Annotated in this window: 20 protein-coding genes; 11 read left to right on the top strand and 9 right to left on the bottom strand. The window is 63.1% G+C overall.

Translation table 11 applies throughout. From position 1 onward, the window contains the following. Nucleotides 1-10 precede the first annotated feature (10 nt). Nucleotides 11-1,075: a molybdenum ABC transporter ATP-binding protein gene (gene modC, locus Q7U49_RS15280; RefSeq protein WP_304765622.1), complete on the top strand. Its 1,065-nt coding sequence runs from the start codon at nucleotides 11-13 to the stop codon at nucleotides 1,073-1,075. Between the two features lie 38 nt (nucleotides 1,076-1,113). Here modC and Q7U49_RS15275 read toward each other — a convergent pair whose 3' ends face one another. Beyond that, the gene (locus tag Q7U49_RS15275) at nucleotides 1,114-1,695 is read right to left on the bottom strand and encodes a TIGR00730 family Rossman fold protein (protein ID WP_304765620.1); all 582 of its coding nucleotides are present in this window, start codon (nucleotides 1,693-1,695) and stop codon (nucleotides 1,114-1,116) included. A gap of 152 nt (nucleotides 1,696-1,847) precedes the next feature. Between Q7U49_RS15275 and Q7U49_RS15270 the strand changes: the two genes are divergently transcribed. Next, entirely contained in the window at nucleotides 1,848-2,555 is a 708-nt protein-coding gene (locus Q7U49_RS15270; protein ID WP_304765617.1) for an AzlC family ABC transporter permease, read from the top strand. Then, the gene (locus tag Q7U49_RS15265) at nucleotides 2,552-2,878 is read left to right on the top strand and encodes a branched-chain amino acid transporter permease (RefSeq protein ID WP_304765615.1); all 327 of its coding nucleotides are present in this window, start codon (nucleotides 2,552-2,554) and stop codon (nucleotides 2,876-2,878) included. Before Q7U49_RS15270 ends, Q7U49_RS15265 begins: the two co-directional genes overlap by 4 nt. Nucleotides 2,879-2,895: 17 nt before the next feature. Here Q7U49_RS15265 and Q7U49_RS15260 read toward each other — a convergent pair whose 3' ends face one another. From Q7U49_RS15260 to Q7U49_RS15250, 3 genes are read right to left on the bottom strand one after another with little or no spacing between them, the layout of a single operon-like run. Beyond that, on the bottom strand, nucleotides 2,896-3,648 hold the full coding sequence (locus tag Q7U49_RS15260) for a substrate-binding domain-containing protein (RefSeq protein ID WP_304765721.1): 753 nt from the start codon (nucleotides 3,646-3,648) through the stop codon (nucleotides 2,896-2,898). Nucleotides 3,649-3,695: 47 nt separating this feature from the next. After that, on the bottom strand, nucleotides 3,696-4,415 hold the full coding sequence (locus tag Q7U49_RS15255) for a phosphate ABC transporter ATP-binding protein (protein ID WP_304765612.1): 720 nt from the start codon (nucleotides 4,413-4,415) through the stop codon (nucleotides 3,696-3,698). Then, nucleotides 4,412-5,152, bottom strand: a complete 741-nt coding sequence (locus Q7U49_RS15250; RefSeq protein WP_304765609.1) for an ABC transporter permease — start codon at nucleotides 5,150-5,152, stop codon at nucleotides 4,412-4,414. Before Q7U49_RS15250 ends, Q7U49_RS15255 begins: the two co-directional genes overlap by 4 nt. A gap of 110 nt (nucleotides 5,153-5,262) precedes the next feature. On the opposite strand from Q7U49_RS15250, the gene Q7U49_RS15245 reads away from it, so the two are divergent. The 3 genes from Q7U49_RS15245 to Q7U49_RS15235 are packed head-to-tail and all read left to right on the top strand — an operon-like array spanning nucleotide 5,263 to nucleotide 8,906. Beyond that, the gene (locus tag Q7U49_RS15245; protein ID WP_304765606.1) at nucleotides 5,263-6,447 is read left to right on the top strand and encodes a substrate-binding domain-containing protein; all 1,185 of its coding nucleotides are present in this window, start codon (nucleotides 5,263-5,265) and stop codon (nucleotides 6,445-6,447) included. After that, entirely contained in the window at nucleotides 6,444-7,046 is a 603-nt protein-coding gene (locus Q7U49_RS15240; RefSeq protein ID WP_304765603.1) for a TRAP transporter small permease subunit, read from the top strand. The genes Q7U49_RS15245 and Q7U49_RS15240 overlap by 4 nt, the downstream gene beginning before the upstream one ends. Continuing rightward, complete coding sequence (locus Q7U49_RS15235) at nucleotides 7,047-8,906, top strand: TRAP transporter large permease subunit (RefSeq protein WP_304765600.1); 1,860 nt, start codon at nucleotides 7,047-7,049, stop codon at nucleotides 8,904-8,906. Nucleotides 8,907-8,999: 93 nt separating this feature from the next. Here the strand turns inward: Q7U49_RS15235 and Q7U49_RS15230 are convergent, their stop codons facing one another. The 4 genes from Q7U49_RS15230 to Q7U49_RS15215 form a co-directional block, all read right to left on the bottom strand. Further along, on the bottom strand, nucleotides 9,000-10,085 hold the full coding sequence (locus Q7U49_RS15230) for a TRAP transporter substrate-binding protein (RefSeq protein WP_304765597.1): 1,086 nt from the start codon (nucleotides 10,083-10,085) through the stop codon (nucleotides 9,000-9,002). A 141-nt stretch (nucleotides 10,086-10,226) separates the two neighbouring features. Beyond that, on the bottom strand, nucleotides 10,227-12,095 hold the full coding sequence (gene dxs, locus Q7U49_RS15225; protein WP_370654023.1) for a 1-deoxy-D-xylulose-5-phosphate synthase: 1,869 nt from the start codon (nucleotides 12,093-12,095) through the stop codon (nucleotides 10,227-10,229). 35 nt (nucleotides 12,096-12,130) lie between these two features. Next, entirely contained in the window at nucleotides 12,131-13,084 is a 954-nt protein-coding gene (locus Q7U49_RS15220) for a polyprenyl synthetase family protein (RefSeq protein WP_304765594.1), read from the bottom strand. Next, a complete protein-coding gene (locus tag Q7U49_RS15215) occupies nucleotides 13,081-13,323 on the bottom strand; it encodes an exodeoxyribonuclease VII small subunit (protein WP_304765591.1) in 243 nt (80 codons plus the stop codon). The genes Q7U49_RS15220 and Q7U49_RS15215 overlap by 4 nt, the downstream gene beginning before the upstream one ends. Nucleotides 13,324-13,844: 521 nt before the next feature. Between Q7U49_RS15215 and Q7U49_RS15210 the strand changes: the two genes are divergently transcribed. The 3 genes from Q7U49_RS15210 to Q7U49_RS15200 are packed head-to-tail and all read left to right on the top strand — an operon-like array spanning nucleotide 13,845 to nucleotide 16,766. Next, nucleotides 13,845-14,987 carry an aromatic ring-hydroxylating dioxygenase subunit alpha gene (locus Q7U49_RS15210; protein ID WP_304765588.1) on the top strand — a complete coding sequence of 381 codons (1,143 nt, stop codon included), beginning with the start codon at nucleotides 13,845-13,847 and terminating at the stop codon, nucleotides 14,985-14,987. A 2-nt stretch (nucleotides 14,988-14,989) separates the two neighbouring features. Then, on the top strand, nucleotides 14,990-15,877 hold the full coding sequence (locus Q7U49_RS15205; RefSeq protein WP_304765585.1) for a DMT family transporter: 888 nt from the start codon (nucleotides 14,990-14,992) through the stop codon (nucleotides 15,875-15,877). A gap of 31 nt (nucleotides 15,878-15,908) precedes the next feature. Next, complete coding sequence (locus Q7U49_RS15200) at nucleotides 15,909-16,766, top strand: sulfurtransferase (RefSeq protein ID WP_304765582.1); 858 nt, start codon at nucleotides 15,909-15,911, stop codon at nucleotides 16,764-16,766. Here the strand turns inward: Q7U49_RS15200 and Q7U49_RS15195 are convergent. Then, entirely contained in the window at nucleotides 16,763-17,668 is a 906-nt protein-coding gene (locus tag Q7U49_RS15195) for a dienelactone hydrolase family protein (protein ID WP_304765579.1), read from the bottom strand. The two genes, Q7U49_RS15200 and Q7U49_RS15195, sit on opposite strands and share 4 nt — an antisense overlap. A gap of 258 nt (nucleotides 17,669-17,926) precedes the next feature. On the opposite strand from Q7U49_RS15195, the gene Q7U49_RS15190 reads away from it, so the two are divergent. Next, nucleotides 17,927-19,174, top strand: coding sequence for a 3-methyl-2-oxobutanoate dehydrogenase (2-methylpropanoyl-transferring) subunit alpha (locus tag Q7U49_RS15190; RefSeq protein ID WP_304765576.1), 1,248 nt, complete (start codon nucleotides 17,927-17,929; stop codon nucleotides 19,172-19,174). A 2-nt stretch (nucleotides 19,175-19,176) separates the two neighbouring features. Beyond that, a partial coding sequence (locus tag Q7U49_RS15185) for an alpha-ketoacid dehydrogenase subunit beta (RefSeq protein ID WP_304765573.1) occupies nucleotides 19,177-20,044 on the top strand: 868 nt, incomplete at its 3' end.

The raw sequence follows: 20,044 nt of genomic DNA, 5'->3' as shown, positions 1-20,044 counted from the left end.
CCGAGCCCCCATGATTGAAGGCCAACTGACCCTGAAAAAAGGCAACTTTGCGCTGCAAAGCGGTGCCTTTTCCTTTGCGGCGCAAGGCATCAGCGTGTTGTTTGGCCGCTCGGGCTCTGGCAAAAGCACGCTGTTGCGCGCCATCGCCGGGCTTGACGGCGACACCCGCGGCCAACTGCGTTTCAACGGCGAAACCTGGCAAAACCAGGCCTGGCGCCTGCCCACCACCCAGCGCAACATCGGTTTTGTGTTTCAGGACGCTGCGCTGTTTCCGCACCTGACGGTGCGCGGCAACCTTGACTACGCCTGCCAGCGCGCCCCGGCAGCGCCCGCTGGTGCGCTGCAAAAAATGGCCGAGCGCGTGGGCATCGGCCACCTGCTGGATCAGGCCGTGACCACGCTCTCAGGGGGCGAGCGCCAGCGCGTGGCCATGGCGCGCGCGCTACTGTCACAACCCCGCCTGCTGTGCATGGACGAGCCCCTGTCGGCACTCGACTGGCAGGCCAAGGCCGAATTGCTGGCCTTGATTGACGCGCTGGCGCAAGAGACCGGCCTGCCGGTGCTCTACATCACCCATGCGCCGCGTGAAGTGGAGCGTCTGGCCAGTCGCGTGATCTTCATGGCGGACGGCCACATCGAGCGCATCGAGACCCTGCGCGAGGCCCTGGCCCGGCCCGATTCGCCGCTGTTTGATGAAGAAGGTCCGGTCAGTGTGTTGCAGGGCACACTGCACGCGACTGACGAGCACGGCCTGACCACCTTCGGCAACGAGGCGTTGCAGCTGCGTTTGAGCCTGGCGCCCGGAGCCAACCCATCGGCTTCGCGTTTGCGCGTACTGGCGCGCAATGTGAGTCTGGCAACGGAGCAACCTCAGGGCCTCAGCATTTTGAACCAGTTACCAATCGCCATCGCAGCCCTTCACCCGGTTGCCCCGGGCCGCGTAACTGTCGTCTGCCTGCTACCCGACGGTCAGCAGTTGCTGGCGGAAATTACCGCCTATTCCTGCCAGACACTGGCACTGAAGCCCGGAATGCAGGCATTCGCCCTGATCAAGTCGGTGGCGTTGATGGAATGAAGCACTGACGCCCACGAAGAACCAAAAAAATTACGGCTTCAGGATTCGTCCTGATCCAGCCACTTCCGGATGCTTGGTGGCTGATAGCTGGCAAACCGATCCAGCAACAGCTGCGGCGTCGGCTCGACAATCAGCAAGGAACGGTGCGGTGGCTTGAGAAATTCCTCCGCCGTCGCGTGATCCAGAAAGGCGGTCAGCGCATCGTAGTAACCCGCCACGTTCAGAAGACCGCAGGGTTTGGCGTGGATGCCAAGCTGAGCCCAGGTCCAGATTTCAAAAATTTCCTCAAACGTGCCGATGCCACCCGGCATGGCGATGAAGCCGTCGGAGAGCTCGGCCATCAGGGTTTTGCGCTCATGCATGGACTGCGTCACGTGAAGTTCGGTCAAATGTCGGTGCACCACCTCCTTGCGCGCCAGACCTTGCGGGATCACGCCCACGGCCCGGCCGCCAAGCGCCAGCACGGAGTCGGCAACCAGCCCCATGAGCCCAATGCTGGCACCGCCATACACCAGCCCCAGGTCGCGCGCCACCAGCGCCTCGCCAAGTGCGCGCGCAGCAGCGGCATAAGTTTCGAGCCGACCCGGGCTGGAGCCACAGTAAACGCAGATATTGTTCATGGTTTGATTATGGCAACGTCGCACCCGCGCGCGGGCCACCTCCGTGGGATGCAGCCAGGGTCGGGCGCGATCACACAGCGCTGGCTGGCACAATCGGCGGCTCTGCCATGGCGCACCTTTTCGCACCATTGCTGCCCCCTTTCTCTTGCTTCATGACCACCTCTTCCAACCCAACGCCAGCCGCGCAGGCACCACCGAGCTCAGTGCTCTCACTCTCGGTGCCGGTGGCCATGGGTTATGTGCCGCTGGGCATGGTGTTCGGCTTCCTGTTTGTGCAAGCCGGCGCACCCTGGTGGCTGGCTGTCATGGCCAGTGTGCTGGTGTTTGCCGGTGCCGCCCAGTTCATGATGGTGCCGATGCTGGCCGCCGGCCTGCCCTGGGCGTCGATTGCGCTGGCCACCCTGGTGGTGAACCTGCGCCACGTTTTTTATGGGCTGTCGCTGCTGGACAAACTGCCTGTGAAGCCCTGGGCGCGCTGGTACCTGGTGTTTGCCCTGACCGACGAGACCTATTCGGTGCTGACCACACTGCCCAGCGGCACCAGCACGCGCCAGATGGTCACCGTGGCCTTGCTCAACCAGGGCTGGTGGGTGCTGGGCACCTTGCTGGGCGCCGTGATCGGCGCGCAGGCGCAAATCTCACTGGTGGGGCTGGACTTTGCCCTGGCCGCCCTGTTTGCCGTGCTGGCGGTCGAGCAGTGGCGCAAAGCGGACTCGGCCGCGCCCCTCTGGGTTGCTGTGGCGAGTTACGCCGTCGCCTGGACGCTGCTGCCGCAACAAGCCTTGCTGACCGCCATCGGCCTGAGCGTGCTGGCCGGGCTGCTCTGGCGCCAATCCGGCACCAGGAAGGTGAGCCCATGATCGACATCCCCTACGCCATCGGCGCCATTGTGGCCATGGCCGTGGTGACCTTTGGCCTGCGCGCCCTGCCCTTTTTGGCCGCGCGCTTCCTGCAAAACAGCCCGCTGGTGCAGCGACTCGGGCGCTTTTTGCCACTGGCCATCATGACCCTGTTGCTGTTGCACACGCTGGTCGGCCATGCCCGAGACAATCTCGCAGGCCCCTGGGCCGAAGCGATGTCCGTCGCCGTGGTGGTGGCCTTGCAGTGGTGGAAAAAGCACCCCCTGCTGAGCATTCTGGCAGGCACCGCGCTGTATGTGTTGCTGCGCAACGGGGGCCGGTAATAAGCTCCGACAAGGGTCTATTTCACCGCATTCGGAAAAAACAGCTGTTCGCCGCCAATTTTGTAGCTGGCAATCGTTGCCTGGCCTGTACTGCCGGTCACCCAATCGACAAACTTCTGGCCATCGACCGCCTTCACGTGCGGATGTTTGGCCGGATTCACCAGCATCACACCGTACTGGTTGAACAGGCGCAGGTCGCCTTCGACCAACACCTTGAGTTCACCCCGGTTCTTGAAGTTGAGCCAGGTGCCACGGTCGGTGAGCACATAGGCGCCTGTGCTGGACGCCATGTTGAGCGCCGGGCCCATGCCGCAACCGCAAGACTTGTAGCCGCTGCCCTGCTTGCCGGCCAGGTCCGCTATTTGCCAGAAGCGCAACTCGGCCGCATGGGTGCCGCTCTTGTCGCCGCGCGAGATGAAACCGGCATGGGCGCCGGCAATTTTCTTGAGCGCGTCGACCACATCCCGGCCTTTGACCTTGACCGGGTCAGCTGCCGGGCCGACCACCACGAAGTCGTTGGTCATCACCTCCAGGCGCTTGACGGCGAAGCCCTCGGCCACCACTTTTTCTTCGGCCGGCTTGTCGTGCACAAACAGCACGTCGGCGTCGCCACGACGGCCCATGTCGATCGCCTGGCCGGTGCCCAGCGCCACCACCTTGACGTCGATGCCGCTGGCCTTTTTGAACGCGGGCAGCAACACCGAAAACAGCCCCGACTGCTCGGTCGAGGTGGTGGAGGCCACCACAATGGACTGCGCCAGCACGCCCATGGACACGAGCACGGACGTGGCGACCAGCGCCAGCTTCACCACGGCTTTCATACCAGTTCTCCCTTGACAAACAAATGGGCCGCCGGGTACTGCATCTGCAGCAAAGATCCACCAAAAAAATCATGCACCGGCAGGTCGGCCAGCACGTGGCCCTGCTCCAGGTAAATCACCCGGCTGGCCAGGCGCTTGACCTGACCCAGGTTGTGGCTGGCAAACACCAGGGTCATGGCCTCTGCGCCGCTGGCAAATTCCTCGATAAGGGCCTCCACCTCGCGCTTGGCGTGCGGGTCCAGGCTGGCGGTGGGCTCATCAAGCAAGAGCACCTTTGGCTGCAAAGCCCAGGCGCGCGCCATGGCCACACGCTGCTGCTGGCCGCCCGAGAGCTGGCGTGCATTGCGCGCAGCCAGCGCCCGCAAGCCGACGCGCGCCAGCGCCGTCAAGGCCTGTTCCTTGGCCTGCTTCCAGGGCGTGCCGCGCAGCCACAAACCCAGCGCAATATTGGCCTGCACCGACAGACGCATCAGGTGCGGTTTTTGAAACAGCATGGCCTGGCGCAAGTCCGCTTGGCTTTGAACCTGCCCTGAAGTGGGCGCAATCAAGCCATGCAGCACGCGCAGCAAGGTGCTCTTGCCGCAGCCATTGGCCCCCACCAAGGCCACCCGCTCACCCAAGTGGATCTGCAAGCTGACATCAGAAAGCGCGCGCACGGCGCGTGCCGGCAGGCCAAAATGCACCGAGGCACTGTTCAGGGCAAACACCGCGCTCATGCCGACACCGCCAGTGCGGCGGCGGGTGTCGTGCCGCCCACCCGTGCCTCGCGCCAGCGCCGCAGCCCGGCAATCAAGGCATTGAGCAGCAGCACCACCGCGAGCAAAATCAGCCCCAGGCCCAGCGCCAGCGGCAGGTCACCCTTGCTGGTCTCCAGGGCAATGGCCGTGGTCATGACGCGGGTAAAGCCGTCGATATTGCCACCCACAATCATCACCGCACCCACTTCGGAGATGGCCCTGCCAAAGGAAGCGATCAGCACCGTGAGCAAGGCATAACGCTCATCCCAGGCCAGCAGCAGGCTGCGCACCAGCGGCCGGGCACCCAGCGACTGCAGTTGTTCGCCGTGCAAATTCTGCGCATCTTCCACCGCCTGGCGCGTCAGGGCGGTGACCACCGGCAGCACCAGCACGGCTTGCGCCAGCACCATGGCCTTGAAACTGAACAACCAGCCCAAAAATCCCAGCGGCCCAGAGCGCGACAGCAGCAGGTAAACCACCAGCCCCACCACCACCGAGGGCACGGCCAAATAGGTGTTGAGCAGCGCCAGCACCGCACCGCGCCCGGCAAAACGTGCCACGCCGAGCCATGCGCCCAGCACCAGCCCCAGGCTGCAGGCCAGCGCGCAGGCGGTCGCGCTCACCGCCAGGGAACGACCCACAATCGTGAGCAATTCGGCGTCCATCGTGGTGATGAGTTGCAGCGCGGTGGCCGCACTTTCGGAAAAAGTGGTCATGAAGAGAAAAATGGCAGGACCGGCTGCAGCCACACAAAGTGCGCAAGCCCTGTCCGTGTTGGATTCGGCTATCCTAGCCACCGATCAAAAACCTGGCGATATGAACCACCGTGCATAGGCTGCAACTCCACTACACCCTCTCCAAAGACAGCAGCCCGGCGCTGCTGCGCAACCCGCTGATCGACCTGCTGCAGGCGGTGAGCAGCCAGGGCTCGATCTCGGGCGGTGCGCGCGCACTGGGTTTGAGCTACCGCCACGTCTGGGGCGAGCTCAAGCGTTGGGAAAACGAACTGGGCAACGAGCTGGTGATCTGGGAGAAAGGCCAGCGCGCCCACCTGACGGAGTTTGGCAGCAAGCTGATGTGGGCCGAGCGCCGGGCGCAGGCCCGTCTGTCACCCCAAATCGAGGCCTTGCGCGCCGAGCTGGAGCGCAGCTACGCGCTGGCCTTTGACAACGGCGTGCATGTGGTCACCCTGTATGCCAGCCATGACGACGCGCTCTCGCGCCTGCGCGAGCACGCCCTGCAGGGCGACCACCTGGCCTTGCCCCAGGAAAGCGGCCGGCTGCACCTGGACATCCGCTTCACTGGCAGTGTCGACGCCATTCGCGCGCTCAACGAAGGCCGCTGCGTGATGGCCGGCTTTCACACCCTGTTGGGAACCGGCAAAAAAACCCTGACGGAGCGCATCTACAAGCCGCTGCTGCAACCGGGCCAGCACAAGATCATCGGCTTTGCCCGGCGCACCCAGGGACTGATGGTGGTGCGGGGCAACCCGCTGAGTTTGCACAGCTTGCAGGACGTGGTGCAGCGCCAGGCCCGCTTTGCCAACCGAACGCTGGGCAGTGGCACCCGCGTGGCGCTGGACGAACTGCTGGCCCAGGCCGGCCTGTTGGCCAGCCAGTTGCCAGGCTATGACCACACCGAGCCCTCACATAGCGCCGTGGCGCAAGCGGTGGCGGCAGGCCAGTGCGATGCGGGCCTGGGCATTGCCGCCGCAGCCCAAGCCGCCGGCCTCGACTTCGTGCCGCTGGCAGACGAAAGCTACCACCTGGTGTGCCTCAAGTCGGCGCTGGCACAGCCCGGCATCGCAGCCCTGCTGCACCTGTTGCAAACTCCCCAATGGCTCGGCCAGATCAACACCATACCGGGCTACCAGGCACAGCAAAGTGGCCGGGTGCAGTCCATGCGCAAGGTTTTGCCCTGGTGGGACTACCGGCAGGACAAAACACCGGCATCACGCCCTAAAATTCAGGGCGCCAGCTTGCTGGCCTTCAACACAATGAAAACACCATGACCCCATTTCTCGCGCTGTCCCGGCTGATCGACCAGATCACCACCTGGATCGGCAAACTCAGCATGTGGCTGATCCTGGCCACCACCCTGATCAGCGCCGGCAACGCCATCGTGCGCAAAATGTTCAACGTCAGCTCCAACGGCCTGCTGGAGATTCAGTGGTACCTGTTTGCCGCTGTTTTTCTGATGGGCGCTGGTTATGGTTTTCTGAAAAATTCGCACGTCCGCATTGATTTCGTTGCCTCCAAATTAACGGCGCGCACGCGCAACTGGATTGACGTGGTCGGCATCCTCATCGTGCTGTTGCCGTTTTGTCTGCTCAGCATCGCCTTGAGCTGGCCGCTGTTCACCAACGCGCTGGCTACGGGTGAAATGTCACCCAACCCCGGCGGCTTGATCCGCTGGCCGGCCTACGGCCTGATTCCACTGGGTTTTTCCCTGCTGGCCCTGCAGGGGCTGTCGGAATTGATCAAGCGCATTGCTTTCCTGAAAGGCCAGGGCCCCGACGCGTTGTCGCATGAGGTCAACAAATCAGACGAGGAAAAACACCTGGAAGAACTCGAGGCCATCGTTGCCCGCAAACTGGCTGAGGGCAAATAAATGCAGACCACCTTTCTGGCACAACAATTTGTGCCGCTCATGTTTTGCGGACTGTTCGCCTTCTTGCTGACCGGTTTTCCCGTGGCGTTTGCCCTGGCCGCGACCGGCCTGGCATTTGGCTTCATCGGCATGGAGGCCGGTATCTTTCCGGCCTCGCTGTTTCAGGCGCTGCCACTGCGCATATTTGGCATCATGCAAAACGACACGCTGCTGGCGATTCCGTTTTTCACCTTCATGGGCATCATTCTGGAACGCTCCGGCATGGCCGAGGACTTGCTTGAAACCGTGGGCCAGGTCTTTGGCCCGCTGCGCGGCGGCCTGGCCATTGCCGTGATTCTGGTGGGTGCGCTGCTGGCAGCCACCACCGGCGTGGTGGCGGCTGCCGTGATTTCCATGGGTCTGATCTCGCTACCCATCATGCTGCGCTACGGTTACAACCGCACCATCGCCACCGGTGCCATCACCGCCTCGGGCACGCTGGCGCAGGCAGTCCCGCCGTCGCTGGTGCTGATTGTGCTGGCCGACCAGTTGGGTCGTTCCGTGGGCGACATGTATGCCGGCGCCTTGTTGCCCGGCCTGCTATTGGTGGGCCTGTACATCGGATTTGTCGTGATCGTGGCACTGGTCAAGCCGGGTTGGGTGCCTGCCCTGCCCCAGGAAGCCCGGATTTACCGCGAGCCCAATGGCAGTTCGGGCCACCGTTCTTTGCTGGTGCTGGTGTTGATTTGTGCGGCGGTGGGCTGGAGCTGGTCCCAGGTGCACAACAGCCTGATGACCCGCTGGCTGGAGCGCAGCATGCCTTCCGCAGGTGACGAGATCGTCATCATGACCCTGACGCTGGCCTCCATCACCGGGCTGGTGCTGGCGCTTTTTAACCGCATCACAAGAATGGGCCTGCTGTCCCGACTGGCCGAGCAGGTCACCTTTGTGCTGATGCCACCGCTGATCCTGATCTTTCTGGTGCTGGGCACGATTTTTCTAGGGGTGGCCACGCCGACCGAGGGCGGCGCCATGGGCGCACTCGGTGCCCTGATCCTGGCCATTGGCAAGCGTCGCCTGTCCATGCCGCTGCTCAGTCAGGCCCTGGAAAACACGGCCAAGCTGGCCTCGTTCGTGCTGTTCATCCTGATCGGCTCCACCGTGTTCAGCTTCACCTTCAACGCAGCCGACGGCCACATCTGGGTGGAGCACCTGTTCACCGACATGCCGGGTGGCGGCTGGGGCTTTTTGATTGTGGTGAACATCCTGGTGTTTGTGCTGGGCATGTTCATCGATTTCTTCGAGATCGCCTTCATCGTGCTGCCGCTGCTGGCCCCGGTGGCCGAGAAAATTCTGCCCGGCCTGGTGCCCGGCATGACGCCTGACATGGCCATGATCTGGTTTGGTGTGATCATCGCCATGAACCTGCAAACCTCGTTCCTGACACCGCCGTTCGGCTTTGCGTTGTTTTACCTGCGCAGCGTGGCCGCCAAGTTCGACTACAAGGACCGCGTGACCGGCCAGACCATCCGGGCCGTGAGCACCAACGAGATCTACAAGGGCTCGATAGCCTTCATCGTGCTGCAGCTCATCATGGTGGTCGCCATCATGGTGTTCCCGTCACTGGTGGTAGGCAACATGGCCACCGACAAGGGCCTGAGCGACGCCGCTGTGATGGAACAACTGCAAATGCTGGATACCGAACCCATGGACGGCGCCGACGAGCCCACAGCCGATGAAGCGACGCCCGCAGAAGAAGCCACACCCGCTGACAACGCCGCGCCCACCCTGGAAGCACCGCCCGCCCTGGACGAAGAAGCCGACCCCATGGCCGCCATGCAGGAAGCCATTGCCAAGGACGGCAAAAAAGCCAAGCCCTGAGGCAGTGCCTCGGCCAATCAGGCCGAGCTGCACAAATAAGAACGCCTCAAACAGCACCCTGGCTGTTTGAGGCGTTTCAGGACCGTCTGAGACTTAGATCTTGACGCCTGCCATGTAACTGTCAAAACGCATTTCAGAGAAACGCAGCCACAGCAGCTGGTCGCGCTGGAAGGCACGCATGTCCTGGTGGATTTTCTTGAACTCTGGCGACTTGGCTTCGTGGGCAGCAAATACTTCCATGGAAGCCTTGAAGCCGGCGTCCATGACAGCCTTGGGGAAGGGCTTGAGCTTGGTGCCGTCGGCCACCAATTTCTTCAGGGCAATCGGGTTGAAGGCATCGTACTTGGCCGTCATGTCGCGCGCCGCCACGGCCGTGGCCACGTCCACCATGGCCCGGTATTCGGGCGGCAGCGCCGCATAGGCCTTGGTGTTGATGAAAAACTCGAGTTCTGCGCCGCCTTCCCACCAGCCGGGGTAGTAGTAGAACGGAGCCACCTTGTTGAAGCCCAGCTTCTGGTCGTCGTAGGGGCCCACGAACTCGGTGGCATCGAGCGTGCCTTTTTCAAGCGCCTGGTAGACCTCGCCGGCGGGCATGTTTTGCGACACCACACCGAGCTTTTGCATGGCTTCGCCAAACAGGCCGCCGCCCATGCGCATCTTCAGACCCTTGAGGTCGTTCACGGTCTTGATTTCCTTGCGGTACCAGCCGCCCATCTGGGTGCCGGTGTTGCCTGCGCTGCGGCTCTTGATGTTGTACTTGGCATAGAACTCGTCCATCAGCTTGCGGCCATTGCCGTGCTCCATCCAGGCATCCATCTGGCGCGCAGTCAGGCCAAACGGCACAGCGCAACCAAAGGCAAAAATGGGATCCTTGCCGGTGAAGTAGTAAGACGCCGTTTGGGCCATCTCGACCGTGCCGTTCTGAATGCCATCGACCACGCCAAACGGAGGCATCAATTCACCGCCCGCATGCACCGAAACTTCAAACTTGCCGCCCGACAATTCCTTAACGGTCTTGGCAAACATCTCGGCACTGCCAAAAATGGTGGGCAATGACTTGGGGAAGCTCGAAGCCAGACGCCAGCGCACAGTGGCGCCTTGGGCATGCACGGCGGGTGCCACACCGGCGGCCAAAACACCCGCGATACCTGCATTTTTGATAAGCGAACGACGATCCATTGATTTACTCCTTGTTTGCAAACTGAATTCCATGTCATGCCATGCAGCAAGGCATGACCATGACGCTTAAGTGTCACCTGATATTCTAAGAAGCGCACCCTCTGCAAGCGGGCGGGTTTACCCTCGAAAAGACTTGCTTTTTCACAAAGCTTGCGCCAACGCAAAGCGGGCACGGACAGCGGCTTCGATCCCGGGTGCGTCCAGGCCTTCCAGGGCCAGCAATTTGGCCGGATCACCGTGCTCGATGAAGGCGTCACGCAAGCCTAATTGCAACACCGGTCGGGTCATGCCGGCGCCAGCCAGCGCTTCCAGCACAGCGCTGCCGGCCCCGCCCATCACGGCGCCCTCTTCCACGGTCACCAGGGCCTCGTGGCCAGCGGCCACCTGCAGCAGCAAGACCACATCGAGTGGCTTGGCCCAACGCATGTTGACCACCGTGGCATCCAGGGCCTTTGCGGCTTCAAGCGCCGGGTACAGCAGCGTGCCAAAGGCCAGAATGGCAATGCGCTGGCCGCTGCGGCGGATTTCGCCCTTGCCAAAAGGCAGTGCGTCCAGCGTATTCCTGACCGGCACACCGGCACCGACGCCACGCGGGTACCGCACGGCCACCGGGCTGTTTTGGGCAAACGCGGTGCTGAGCAACTGGCGGCACTCGTTTTCATCGGCCGGACAGGCCACACTGAGGTTGGGAATACAGCGCAGGTAGGAGATGTCGTAGGCGCCGGCATGGGTGGCGCCGTCGGCCCCCACCAAGCCGGCACGGTCGAGCGCAAACACCACCGGCAGGTTCTGGATGGCGACGTCGTGGACCAGCTGGTCGTAACCGCGCTGCAAAAAGGTGGAGTAGATCGCCACCACCGGTTTGAGGCCTTCGCAGGCCAGGCCGGCGGCAAACGTCACGGCATGCTGCTCGGCAATGCCGACATCGAAATAGCGGTGCGGAAAGCGCTGCTCAAACGCCACCATGCCGGAACCCTCGCGCATGGCCGGGGTGATGCCCACCAGCCGGTCGTCAGCGGCGGCCATGTCACAAAGCCAGTCACCAAAGACCTGAGTGAACGTGGGTTTGCTGGCCGACGTTGATTGTTGCAGGCCCACCGCCGGGTCGAACTTGCCGGGGCCATGGTAGGCCACCGGGTCGGCCTCGGCCAGCTTGTAGCCCTGGCCTTTTTTGGTGACCACATGCAAAAACTGCGGACCCTTGAGGTGCTTGATGTTTTCCAGCACCGACACCAGCGTCTGCACGTCGTGACCGTCGATCGGCCCGACGTAGTTGAAACCGAACTTCTCGAACAGGGTGACCCGGCTGACCATGCCCTTGGCCGATTCTTCGATGCGGCGCGCCAGTTCCAGCAGCGGTGGCGCACCGCGCAACACGTTCTTGCTGGCGCTTTTGGCAGCCGCATAAAACTGGCCGCTGAGCAGCTTGGCCAGGTAACGGTTCAGAGCGCCGACTGGCGGGCTGATCGACATGTCGTTGTCGTTCAGGATCACCAACAAGTTGCAGTCTGACACCCCGGCGTTGTTCATGGCCTCAAAAGCCATGCCAGCGGTCATGGCGCCGTCACCAATGACGGCAATGGCATGGCGGTCCTCACCCTTGAGCCGCGAGGCCATGGCCATGCCCAGGGCGGCCGAAATGGAGGTACTGGAATGCGCCGTGCCAAAAGCGTCGAATTCGCTCTCGGCGCGCTGCGGAAAACCGCTCAGACCACCCAACTGGCGCAGCGTGCCCATGCGCTCACGCCGGCCTGTGAGGATTTTGTGCGGATAAGTCTGGTGTCCCACGTCCCAGACGACCCTGTCGTACGGGGTGTTGAAGACATAGTGCAGTGCGACCGTGAGTTCGACCGTACCCAGGTTGGAGCTCAGGTGGCCACCGGTCTTGGACACGCTCTCCAGCAAAAAGGCACGCAGCTCGGTGGCCAGGGCGTCGAGTTGCTCGCGCTGCAAATGCCGCAGGTCGGCCGGCGCCTGGATGGTCTGCAACAAGGGATAGGGGTTATTCATCAACATAGGCTCGAATTTTGACAGGGTGCAGCGCGTCAGCTGGAACGCTGCACCAGCAGACTTGCCAGGCCTTGCAGCGCGCGGGTATCGGGTAAACCACTGGCAGCCAGCGCCACCAACGCCTGCTGAAAGAGGGTCTGAGCATAACGCCGGGCGGGCTCCAGCCCCATCAGCGACACATAAGTGGGCTTGTCCTGGGCCTGGTCCTTGCCCGCCGTTTTACCCAGCGTGGCGGAATCGGCCGTGACATCCAGAATATCGTCGACCACCTGAAACGCCAGGCCCATGGCCGCGCCATAGGTCTGCAGGGCTTGCCGCGCCTGGGCCGTGGCGTCGCCGCAGGCGGCGCCCATCATGACACTGGCCTGCAACAGGGCGCCGGTCTTGAGCTGGTGCATTTCACGCAACTGGTCTTCGCTCAGGGCGCGTCCGACACTGGCCAGGTCAATGGCCTGGCCGCCGGCCATGCCAGCACAACCCGCCGCACGCGCCAGCAAACGGCACAGGCAGGCCTGCCGGCTGGCGGGCACGGCAGCATTATCCGGGGTCAACAATTCAAAGGCCAGGGCCTGCAGCGCATCACCCGCCAACAAGGCGCTGGCCGAGCCAAATTCCACATGGACCGTGGGCTTGCCACGGCGCAGCACGTCGTTGTCCATGCAGGGCATGTCGTCATGGACCAGGGAGTAGGCGTGGATCAGTTCGACCGCGCAAGCGGCGCGCAAGGCCAGCTCTTCGTCAGAAGCCGCCACCGCCAGGCCGGCCTGGCGCATACCCTGGGTGACGGCCTCAAAGGCCGCCATCACCAGCAGCGGGCGCAGGCGCTTGCCGCCATCGAGCACCGCATAGCGCATCGCCACCATGAGCTCGGCGGGTGCCGCGTGATCCAGGTCGGCGGTCGCGTCGACACTGACCCAAGTGTCCAGTGCCTGTTCAACGCGTTGCAGGTGGTGCGCACACCAGTGGTTCAGATCAAAGGGTTCCGTCATGCTGATTCACCGCTCCAGGCCTTGAGCGTGCCCTGGTCCAGCACCTTGATCTGGTCCTCGACCGCGGCCAGCCGGTCGCGGCAAAACTTCAACAGTTCTGCGCCACGCTGGTATTGCGTCAGCAATTGTTCCAAAGGCATATCGCCGGACTCGAGCCTGGCCACCAGCTGCTCAAGCTCCTGCAAGGCAGCCTCGTAGTGCGCGGGCGCAGCAGGTCCGTGTTTCGAGGCAGTAACCATATAACGCAACACTCCCGGAATCAAAAGTGCGATTTTATGCCTTGGCGCGCGCTGCGGATCCGCCCGGGTAACTTTTCCAGCAGCAGGCCTGACATCAAGCCCGGCGCGGCGACCGGGCCATGCGCATGCGGTTTTGGGAGCAAATCACGCACGAAATAGAAGGCGCCTATCGCCGACCTGCTGTCTGCGCGCGCCTTTGCCGCCAAAGCCCGGTCGCATGACCCAATCCCCGCACCTGTGCGCCCATATGGCAGCTTATTTTTACCGAATGACGCTGCAAGAATTTCCTCTGCGGGGGATCGACTCACCAGCGCATCAAATCAGCCGGGTGATGGGGCAAGCACCGTGATGCCACCTTGGCCCCGGCAGTTCACCCACTTCGTTTGAACCGCACCCGCCAAGCCACGCCCCAAAGGTACAATGCCCTACCTTGCGCCAGCCCAGGCTGGATTCTTTTGTTTCGCGCATGACTCCGGTCACCCGCGCATCTCCCTGTGGGGAGTCTTTAGGTCAGGTCACCCATGTCTGATTTAAGTCTTCAACTGCAGCAGGCCACCGGCCAACTACCAGTTAGTTCTTATTTTGATCCCGCGCTTTACCAGCGCGAAGTGCAGCAACTTTTCCAGCGGGGACCACGCTATGTGGGTCACGCCGCCAGTGTGCCCAACGTGGGCGACTACGCCACGCTGGCGCACGAGGCCGAGGGCCGCGCGCTGGTGCACACGCCCAATGGCATCGAGCTGATCTCCAACGTCTGCCGGCACCGCCAGGCCATCATGCTGAAAGGGCGGGGCTCGCTACAAAACGCCTCGGCCGGCAACATCGTCTGCCCGATTCACCGCTGGACCTACAGCGCCGGTGACCGCAGCGGCCAGACACCCGCGGGCAAGCTCATGGGCGCGCCTCACTTCCCCACCGACCCCTGCCTGAACCTGGCCAACTACCCGCTGCGCCAATGGAACGGGCTGCTGTTTGAAGACAACGGTCGCGACATTGCCGCCGACCTGACCGGCATGGGCGAGCAAAGCGCACTGGATTTTTCGGGTTATGTGCTCGACAAGGTGGAGTTGCACGAGTGCAACTACAACTGGAAAACCTTCATCGAGGTCTATCTGGAGGACTACCACGTGGGGCCGTTCCACCCCGGATTGGGTCACTTTGTCACCTGTGACGACCTGCGCTGGCAGTTTGGCGAACAGTTTTCGGTGCAAACCGTGGGCGTTTCCAAAGCCTTCGGCAAACCCGGGTCGCCGACCTACCAGCGCTGGCACGATGCCCTGCTGGGCTACCGCAACGGCACGCTGCCTGAGCGCGGTGCCATCTGGCTCACCTACTACCCGCACATCATGGTCGAGTGGTACCCACATGTGCTCACGGTGTCCACGCTGCACCCGATGGGCCCTGACAAGACACTGAACCAGGTGGAATTTTTCTACCCCGAGGAAATTGCCGCCTTCGAGCGCGAATTTGTCGAGGCCCAGCAGGCCGCCTACATGGAAACCTGCCTCGAAGACGACGAGATTGGCGAGCGCATGGACGCCGGGCGCCGGGCCCTGCTGGCGCGCGGCGACAACGAGGTCGGCCCCTACCCGAGCCCGATGGAAGACGGCATGCAGCACTTTCACAACTGGTATCGCCGCGAAATGGGACCAGAAGGCCTGTAAGCATGCAAGCGCTCTGGATGGTGTTGGCGTCCTTCTTCTTTGCCACCATGGCGGTCGGCATCAAGGTGGCCTCAAGCAGTTTCAGCCTGCCCGAACTGGTGTTTTACCGCGGCCTGGTCAGCGTCATTTTCATGGTGCTGGTCTTGCGCGCAAGAGGCACACCACTGGCCACGCCGGTGCCCATGATGCACGCCTGGCGCGCCGTGATCGGGATCTTTTCATTGGCCGCCTGGTTTTATGCGATTGCCCACTTGCCACTGGCCACCGCCATGACGCTCAATTACATGAGCGGCGTCTGGGTGGCGGCTTTTGTGGTGGGCGGCGCCCTGATGTATGGCAAAGGCAGCCGCCAGGGCGCCCTGATGGCCACGGTGCTGGCCGGTTTTGCCGGCGTGGTGATGATGTTGCGCCCCACGCTCGACCAGAACCAGCTGTTTGCCGGCCTGGTGGGCCTGCTGTCAGGCATGGGCGCGGCCATGGCCTACATGCAGGTCACCGCTTTAGGCAAGGTCGGTGAGCCCGAAGGCCGCACCGTGTTTTACTTTGCGTTCAGTACCGCGCTCGTCGGGCTGGTGGGGGTGCTGTGGGATGGCTTTACGCCCTGGACCAGCGTGAGCTGGCAGGCAGCAGCCTGGCTGATTCCGATCGGGGTGCTGGCGTCACTGGGCCAATGGGCCATGACGCGCGCCTTCAGCCGCGGTGCCACACTGCTGGTGGCCAACCTGCAGTACGCCGGCATTGTGTTTGCCGCCTTTTACAGCCTGTTCCTGTTTGGCGACCAGATCGCCCCGATGGGCTGGGCGGGTATGGCGCTGATTGTGGCCAGCGGCGTTGCCGGCACCGTGTTGCGCACCCGCGCCCTGCCCGATACACCCGCCGAAGAACATTGATCAGTCACCCAAGACACACCAAGGAGCCCACATGTACAGCACCCTGATTTCCGCCCCCCAACTGCAAACCCTGATGGCCAGCGGCCAGCCACTGATGGTGTTTGACTGCAGTTTCGAGCTGATGCAGCCCACTGGCGGCGATACGCAATACCTTGAGCAACACCTGATGGGTGCCGTGCGCGCTGATCTCGACCGCCACCTGAGCGCCAAGGGCGCACCGGATGCCGCCAGTGGCGGCCGCCACCCGCTGCCTGCTCGTGAGGCTTTTGCCGCCTGGCTGGGTAGCGTCGGCTTGGCAGCGGACATGCAGGTGGTGGTGTACGACCGCCAGGGCGCCAATTACTGCGGACGGATGTGGTGGATGCTGAAATGGCTGGGCCATGAAGCGGTGGCGGTGCTGGACGGCGGCCTGCAGGCCTGGGTGGCGGCGGGGGGAGCGGTCGAGGCCGGCATCAAGCAGGCGCAACCCGCTGGCAGTTACCCCTTGAGCGCGCCCAAGGCGGTCCTGGCCAGCACCGAGATGGTGCTTAACCAATTGGGTCGCCCTGGCCAGACCATCCTGGATGCGCGTGCGGCACCGCGCTTTCGGGGCGAAGTGGAGCCGCTCGACCCAGTGGCCGGTCACATTCCGGGTGCGTTGAATCGCCTTTTCTCCGACAACATCGGGCCGGACGGCCGTTTCAAACCGGCCGCACAACTCAGGGCCGAATTTGACGCCCTGCTGGCTGGCCGCGACCCGGCCAGCGTGGTGCACCACTGCGGCAGCGGTGTGAGCGCGCTGCCCAACCTGATCGCCATGGAAGTGGCCGGCCTGGGCCGCGCCGCGCTTTATGCCGGCAGTTGGAGCGAGTGGTGCAGTGACCGCAGCCGGCCGGTCGCGCGGGGTTAGGCTACGCCGTTGGCCTTGAACCAGGCCAGCGCACGCTTGAATCCGTCTTCGGCGGCGTCTTTGCGGTAGCTCGGGCGGTAGTCGGCGTGGAAGGCGTGGGGCGCATCCTTGTACACCACAAATTCCGAGGCTTGGGCAGCGGCGTTGCCCTTGGCACCGGCCATGGCATCCTTCATCTGGTTGACCGTGGTCAGCGGAATGCCGCCGTCCTGGCCACCGTACAAGCCCAGCACCGGGGCATTCAGGTTGGCAGCGAGGTCCAACGGGTGCTTGGGGGTGAGCGCGGTGCCATTGCCCACCAGACGGCCGTACCAGGCCACACCGGCCTTGACGTTCTTGCTTTGTGCGGCATACAGCCAGGTGATGCGGCCACCCCAGCAAAAGCCGGTGATCGCCACTTTGTTCAGGTTGCCGCCGTTGGCACCAGCCCAGGCCACGGCCCCGTCGAGGTCTTTCATGACTTGCGCATCAGGCACTTTGGAGACCACTTCGGCCATCAGTTTGGCCATTTCCCCGTAGCTGCTGGGGTCGCCCTGGCGTGCGAACATCTCGGGTGCAATCGCCAGGTAACCGGCCTTGGCAAAGCGACGGCAGGTGTCGGCAATGTACTCATGCACGCCAAAAATTTCCTGAATCACCAGCACCACCGGCAGGTTCTTCTTGCCGGCGGGGGCAGCATGGAAAAACGGCACCGAAAAGCCGTCCACAGTGAAAGTCGATTCGCCCGTGGTCAAACCGTCGGCAGGGGTTTTGATGGCCGTTTGCGCCATGATCGGCATGGCGGTGGCCGCATAGCCCACGCCCAGAGCCACTTTCAGTGCGGTACGACGACTGGCACCGTTCACCGTGGATTGGCCTGGCAACAAAGCGTCAAAGTCTTGGGATTGATCCTGATTCAGCATCTGCGGTCTCCGTTGGGTTTAAAGCTGGTGAGCTTAAGCGCGAATGCCCCGAAAGGTTGCCCAGAACGTGCAAATCCTCACAAATCAGACTGGTGATGGGTCGGTGCCCATCGGCTATGATTTGCCTTAATGCCAAACGCCGCGGTGATCCCTTGGCTTTTGGCAGATTGAAGTGGCCTAGGTGCTTAACCCGATGCACACCAGGCCGATTAACACGTATTCTTTGTTGGACCACAAGTCCGCCAGGAGATTGATCCCATGCCACAGCGCAAGCCTTTGCACCTGCACGTGCCCGAGCCCACCGGGCGTCCTGGCCACGACACCGACTTTTCTTACCTCCCGCTGTCCGCTGCTGGCGTCAAACGCCGCCCGCCGGTCGATGTGGCGGCGGCCCAGACCAACGACCTCGCCTTTGCGCTGATCCGCGTGCTCGACGACAACGGTCAGGCCGTCGGTCCCTGGGCCCCGCAAATGGATGTGGCACTGCTGCAGCGCGGCTTGCGCGCCATGCTGCTGACACGCGCTTTTGATGCACGCATGTTGATTGCCCAGCGCCAGAAGAAAATGTCGTTCTACATGCAGTGCCTGGGCGAGGAGGCCATTGCCTGCGCCCACGCGCTGGCCATTGGTGACGGCGACATGTGTTTCCCCACCTACCGCCAGCAGGGCCTGCTGCTGGCCCGCGAGGACAACAACATGGTGGACATGATCTGCCAGCTCTACAGCAATGCCCGTGACCCGATGCAGGGACGGCAACTGCCAGTGATGTATTCCAGCAAGAAGCAGGGCTTTTTCTCGATCTCCGGCAACCTCGCCACCCAGGTCATCCAGGGGGTCGGCTGGGCTATGGCCAGCGCCATCAAAGGCGACGACAAGGTGGCCAGCGCCTGGATCGGTGACGGCGCCACCGCCGAGGCCGACTTTCATACCGCGCTCACCTTCGCCCACGTCTACCGGGCGCCGGTCATCATCAACGTGGTCAACAACCAGTGGGCCATCTCCACCTTCCAGGCCATTGCCGGCGGTGAAGGCACCACCTTTGCCGCGCGCGGTGCCGGTTGCGGCATTGCCTCGCTGCGCGTCGATGGCAACGACTTCCTGGCGGTGTACGCGGCCTCCAAATGGGCACTGGAGCGGGCACGCTCCAGCTTTGGCCCGACACTGATCGAGTGGGTCACCTACCGTGCCGGACCGCACTCCACCAGCGACGACCCCAGCAAATACCGACCCGCCAATGACCCTGCGCGCTTTCCGCTGGGCGACCCGATCGAGCGCCTCAAAAAACATTTGATCGGCTTGGGCGCCTGGTCCGACGAAGAACACGAAGCCGCAAAAAAAAAGTTGGAGGCGCAAGTGGCCGCGGCGCAAAAGGAAGCTGAAAAATTCGGCACGCTGGCCGATGCGCACGACCAAAGCGTGGCCACCATGTTCGAGGACGTGTACGAACAGATGCCGGCGCACCTGGTGCGGCAACGGCAAGAACTGCAACATGGAGTGGGAGCCTGATCATGAGCGCCACCAACACCATGAACACGATGCCCATGACGATGATCCAGGCGCTGCGCTCGGCCATGGACGTGATGCTGACGCGTGACCCCAATGTGGTCGTTTACGGCCAGGACGTGGGCTACTTTGGCGGCGTCTTTCGCTGCACCGAGGGCTTGCAGCAAAAACACGGCAAACAACGCGTGTTCGACGCCCCCATTTCCGAAGGCGGCATTGTCGGCACGGCGGTCGGCATGGGCGCCTACGGCCTGCGCCCGGTGGTCGAGATCCAGTTTGCCGACTACGTCTACCCGGCCACCGACCAGATCGTGTCGGAGGCGGCACGCCTGCGCTACCGCTCGGCGGGCGACTTCACCTGCCCCATCACCATCCGCATGCCCTGTGGCGGCGGCATTTATGGCGGCCAAACCCACAGCCAGAGCCCCGAGGCCATGTTCACCCAGGTCTGCGGCCTGCGCACGGTGATGCCATCCAACCCCTATGACGCCAAGGGACTGCTGATCGCCTCGATTGAAAACAACGACCCTGTGATTTTTCTGGAGCCCAAGCGACTCTACAACGGTCCGTTCGACGGCCACCACGAGCGCCCGGTGGTGCCCTGGAGCAAACGCCCGCTGGGCGAGGTACCCGAGGGCTACTACACCGTGCCGCTGGACAGCGCCCGCGTCACCCGGCCCGGCAGCGCGGTGACCGTCATCGCCTACGGCACCATGGTGCATGTGGCCGAAGCCGCGGCCGAAGAGTCGGGCGTCGATGCCGAGGTGATCGACCTGCGTAGCCTGTGGCCGCTTGACCTCGACACGCTGGTGGCTTCGGTCAAGAAAACAGGCCGCTGCGTCATCGTGCATGAAGCCACGCGCACCAATGGGC

The sequence above is a fragment of the Rhodoferax sp. genome (assembly GCF_030653815.1).
In the GTDB taxonomy this organism is placed as follows: domain Bacteria; phylum Pseudomonadota; class Gammaproteobacteria; order Burkholderiales; family Burkholderiaceae_C; genus Rhodoferax.
Note: the sequence above shows the minus strand (reverse complement) of the source record. Positions and strands in the feature narration are given on the sequence as shown.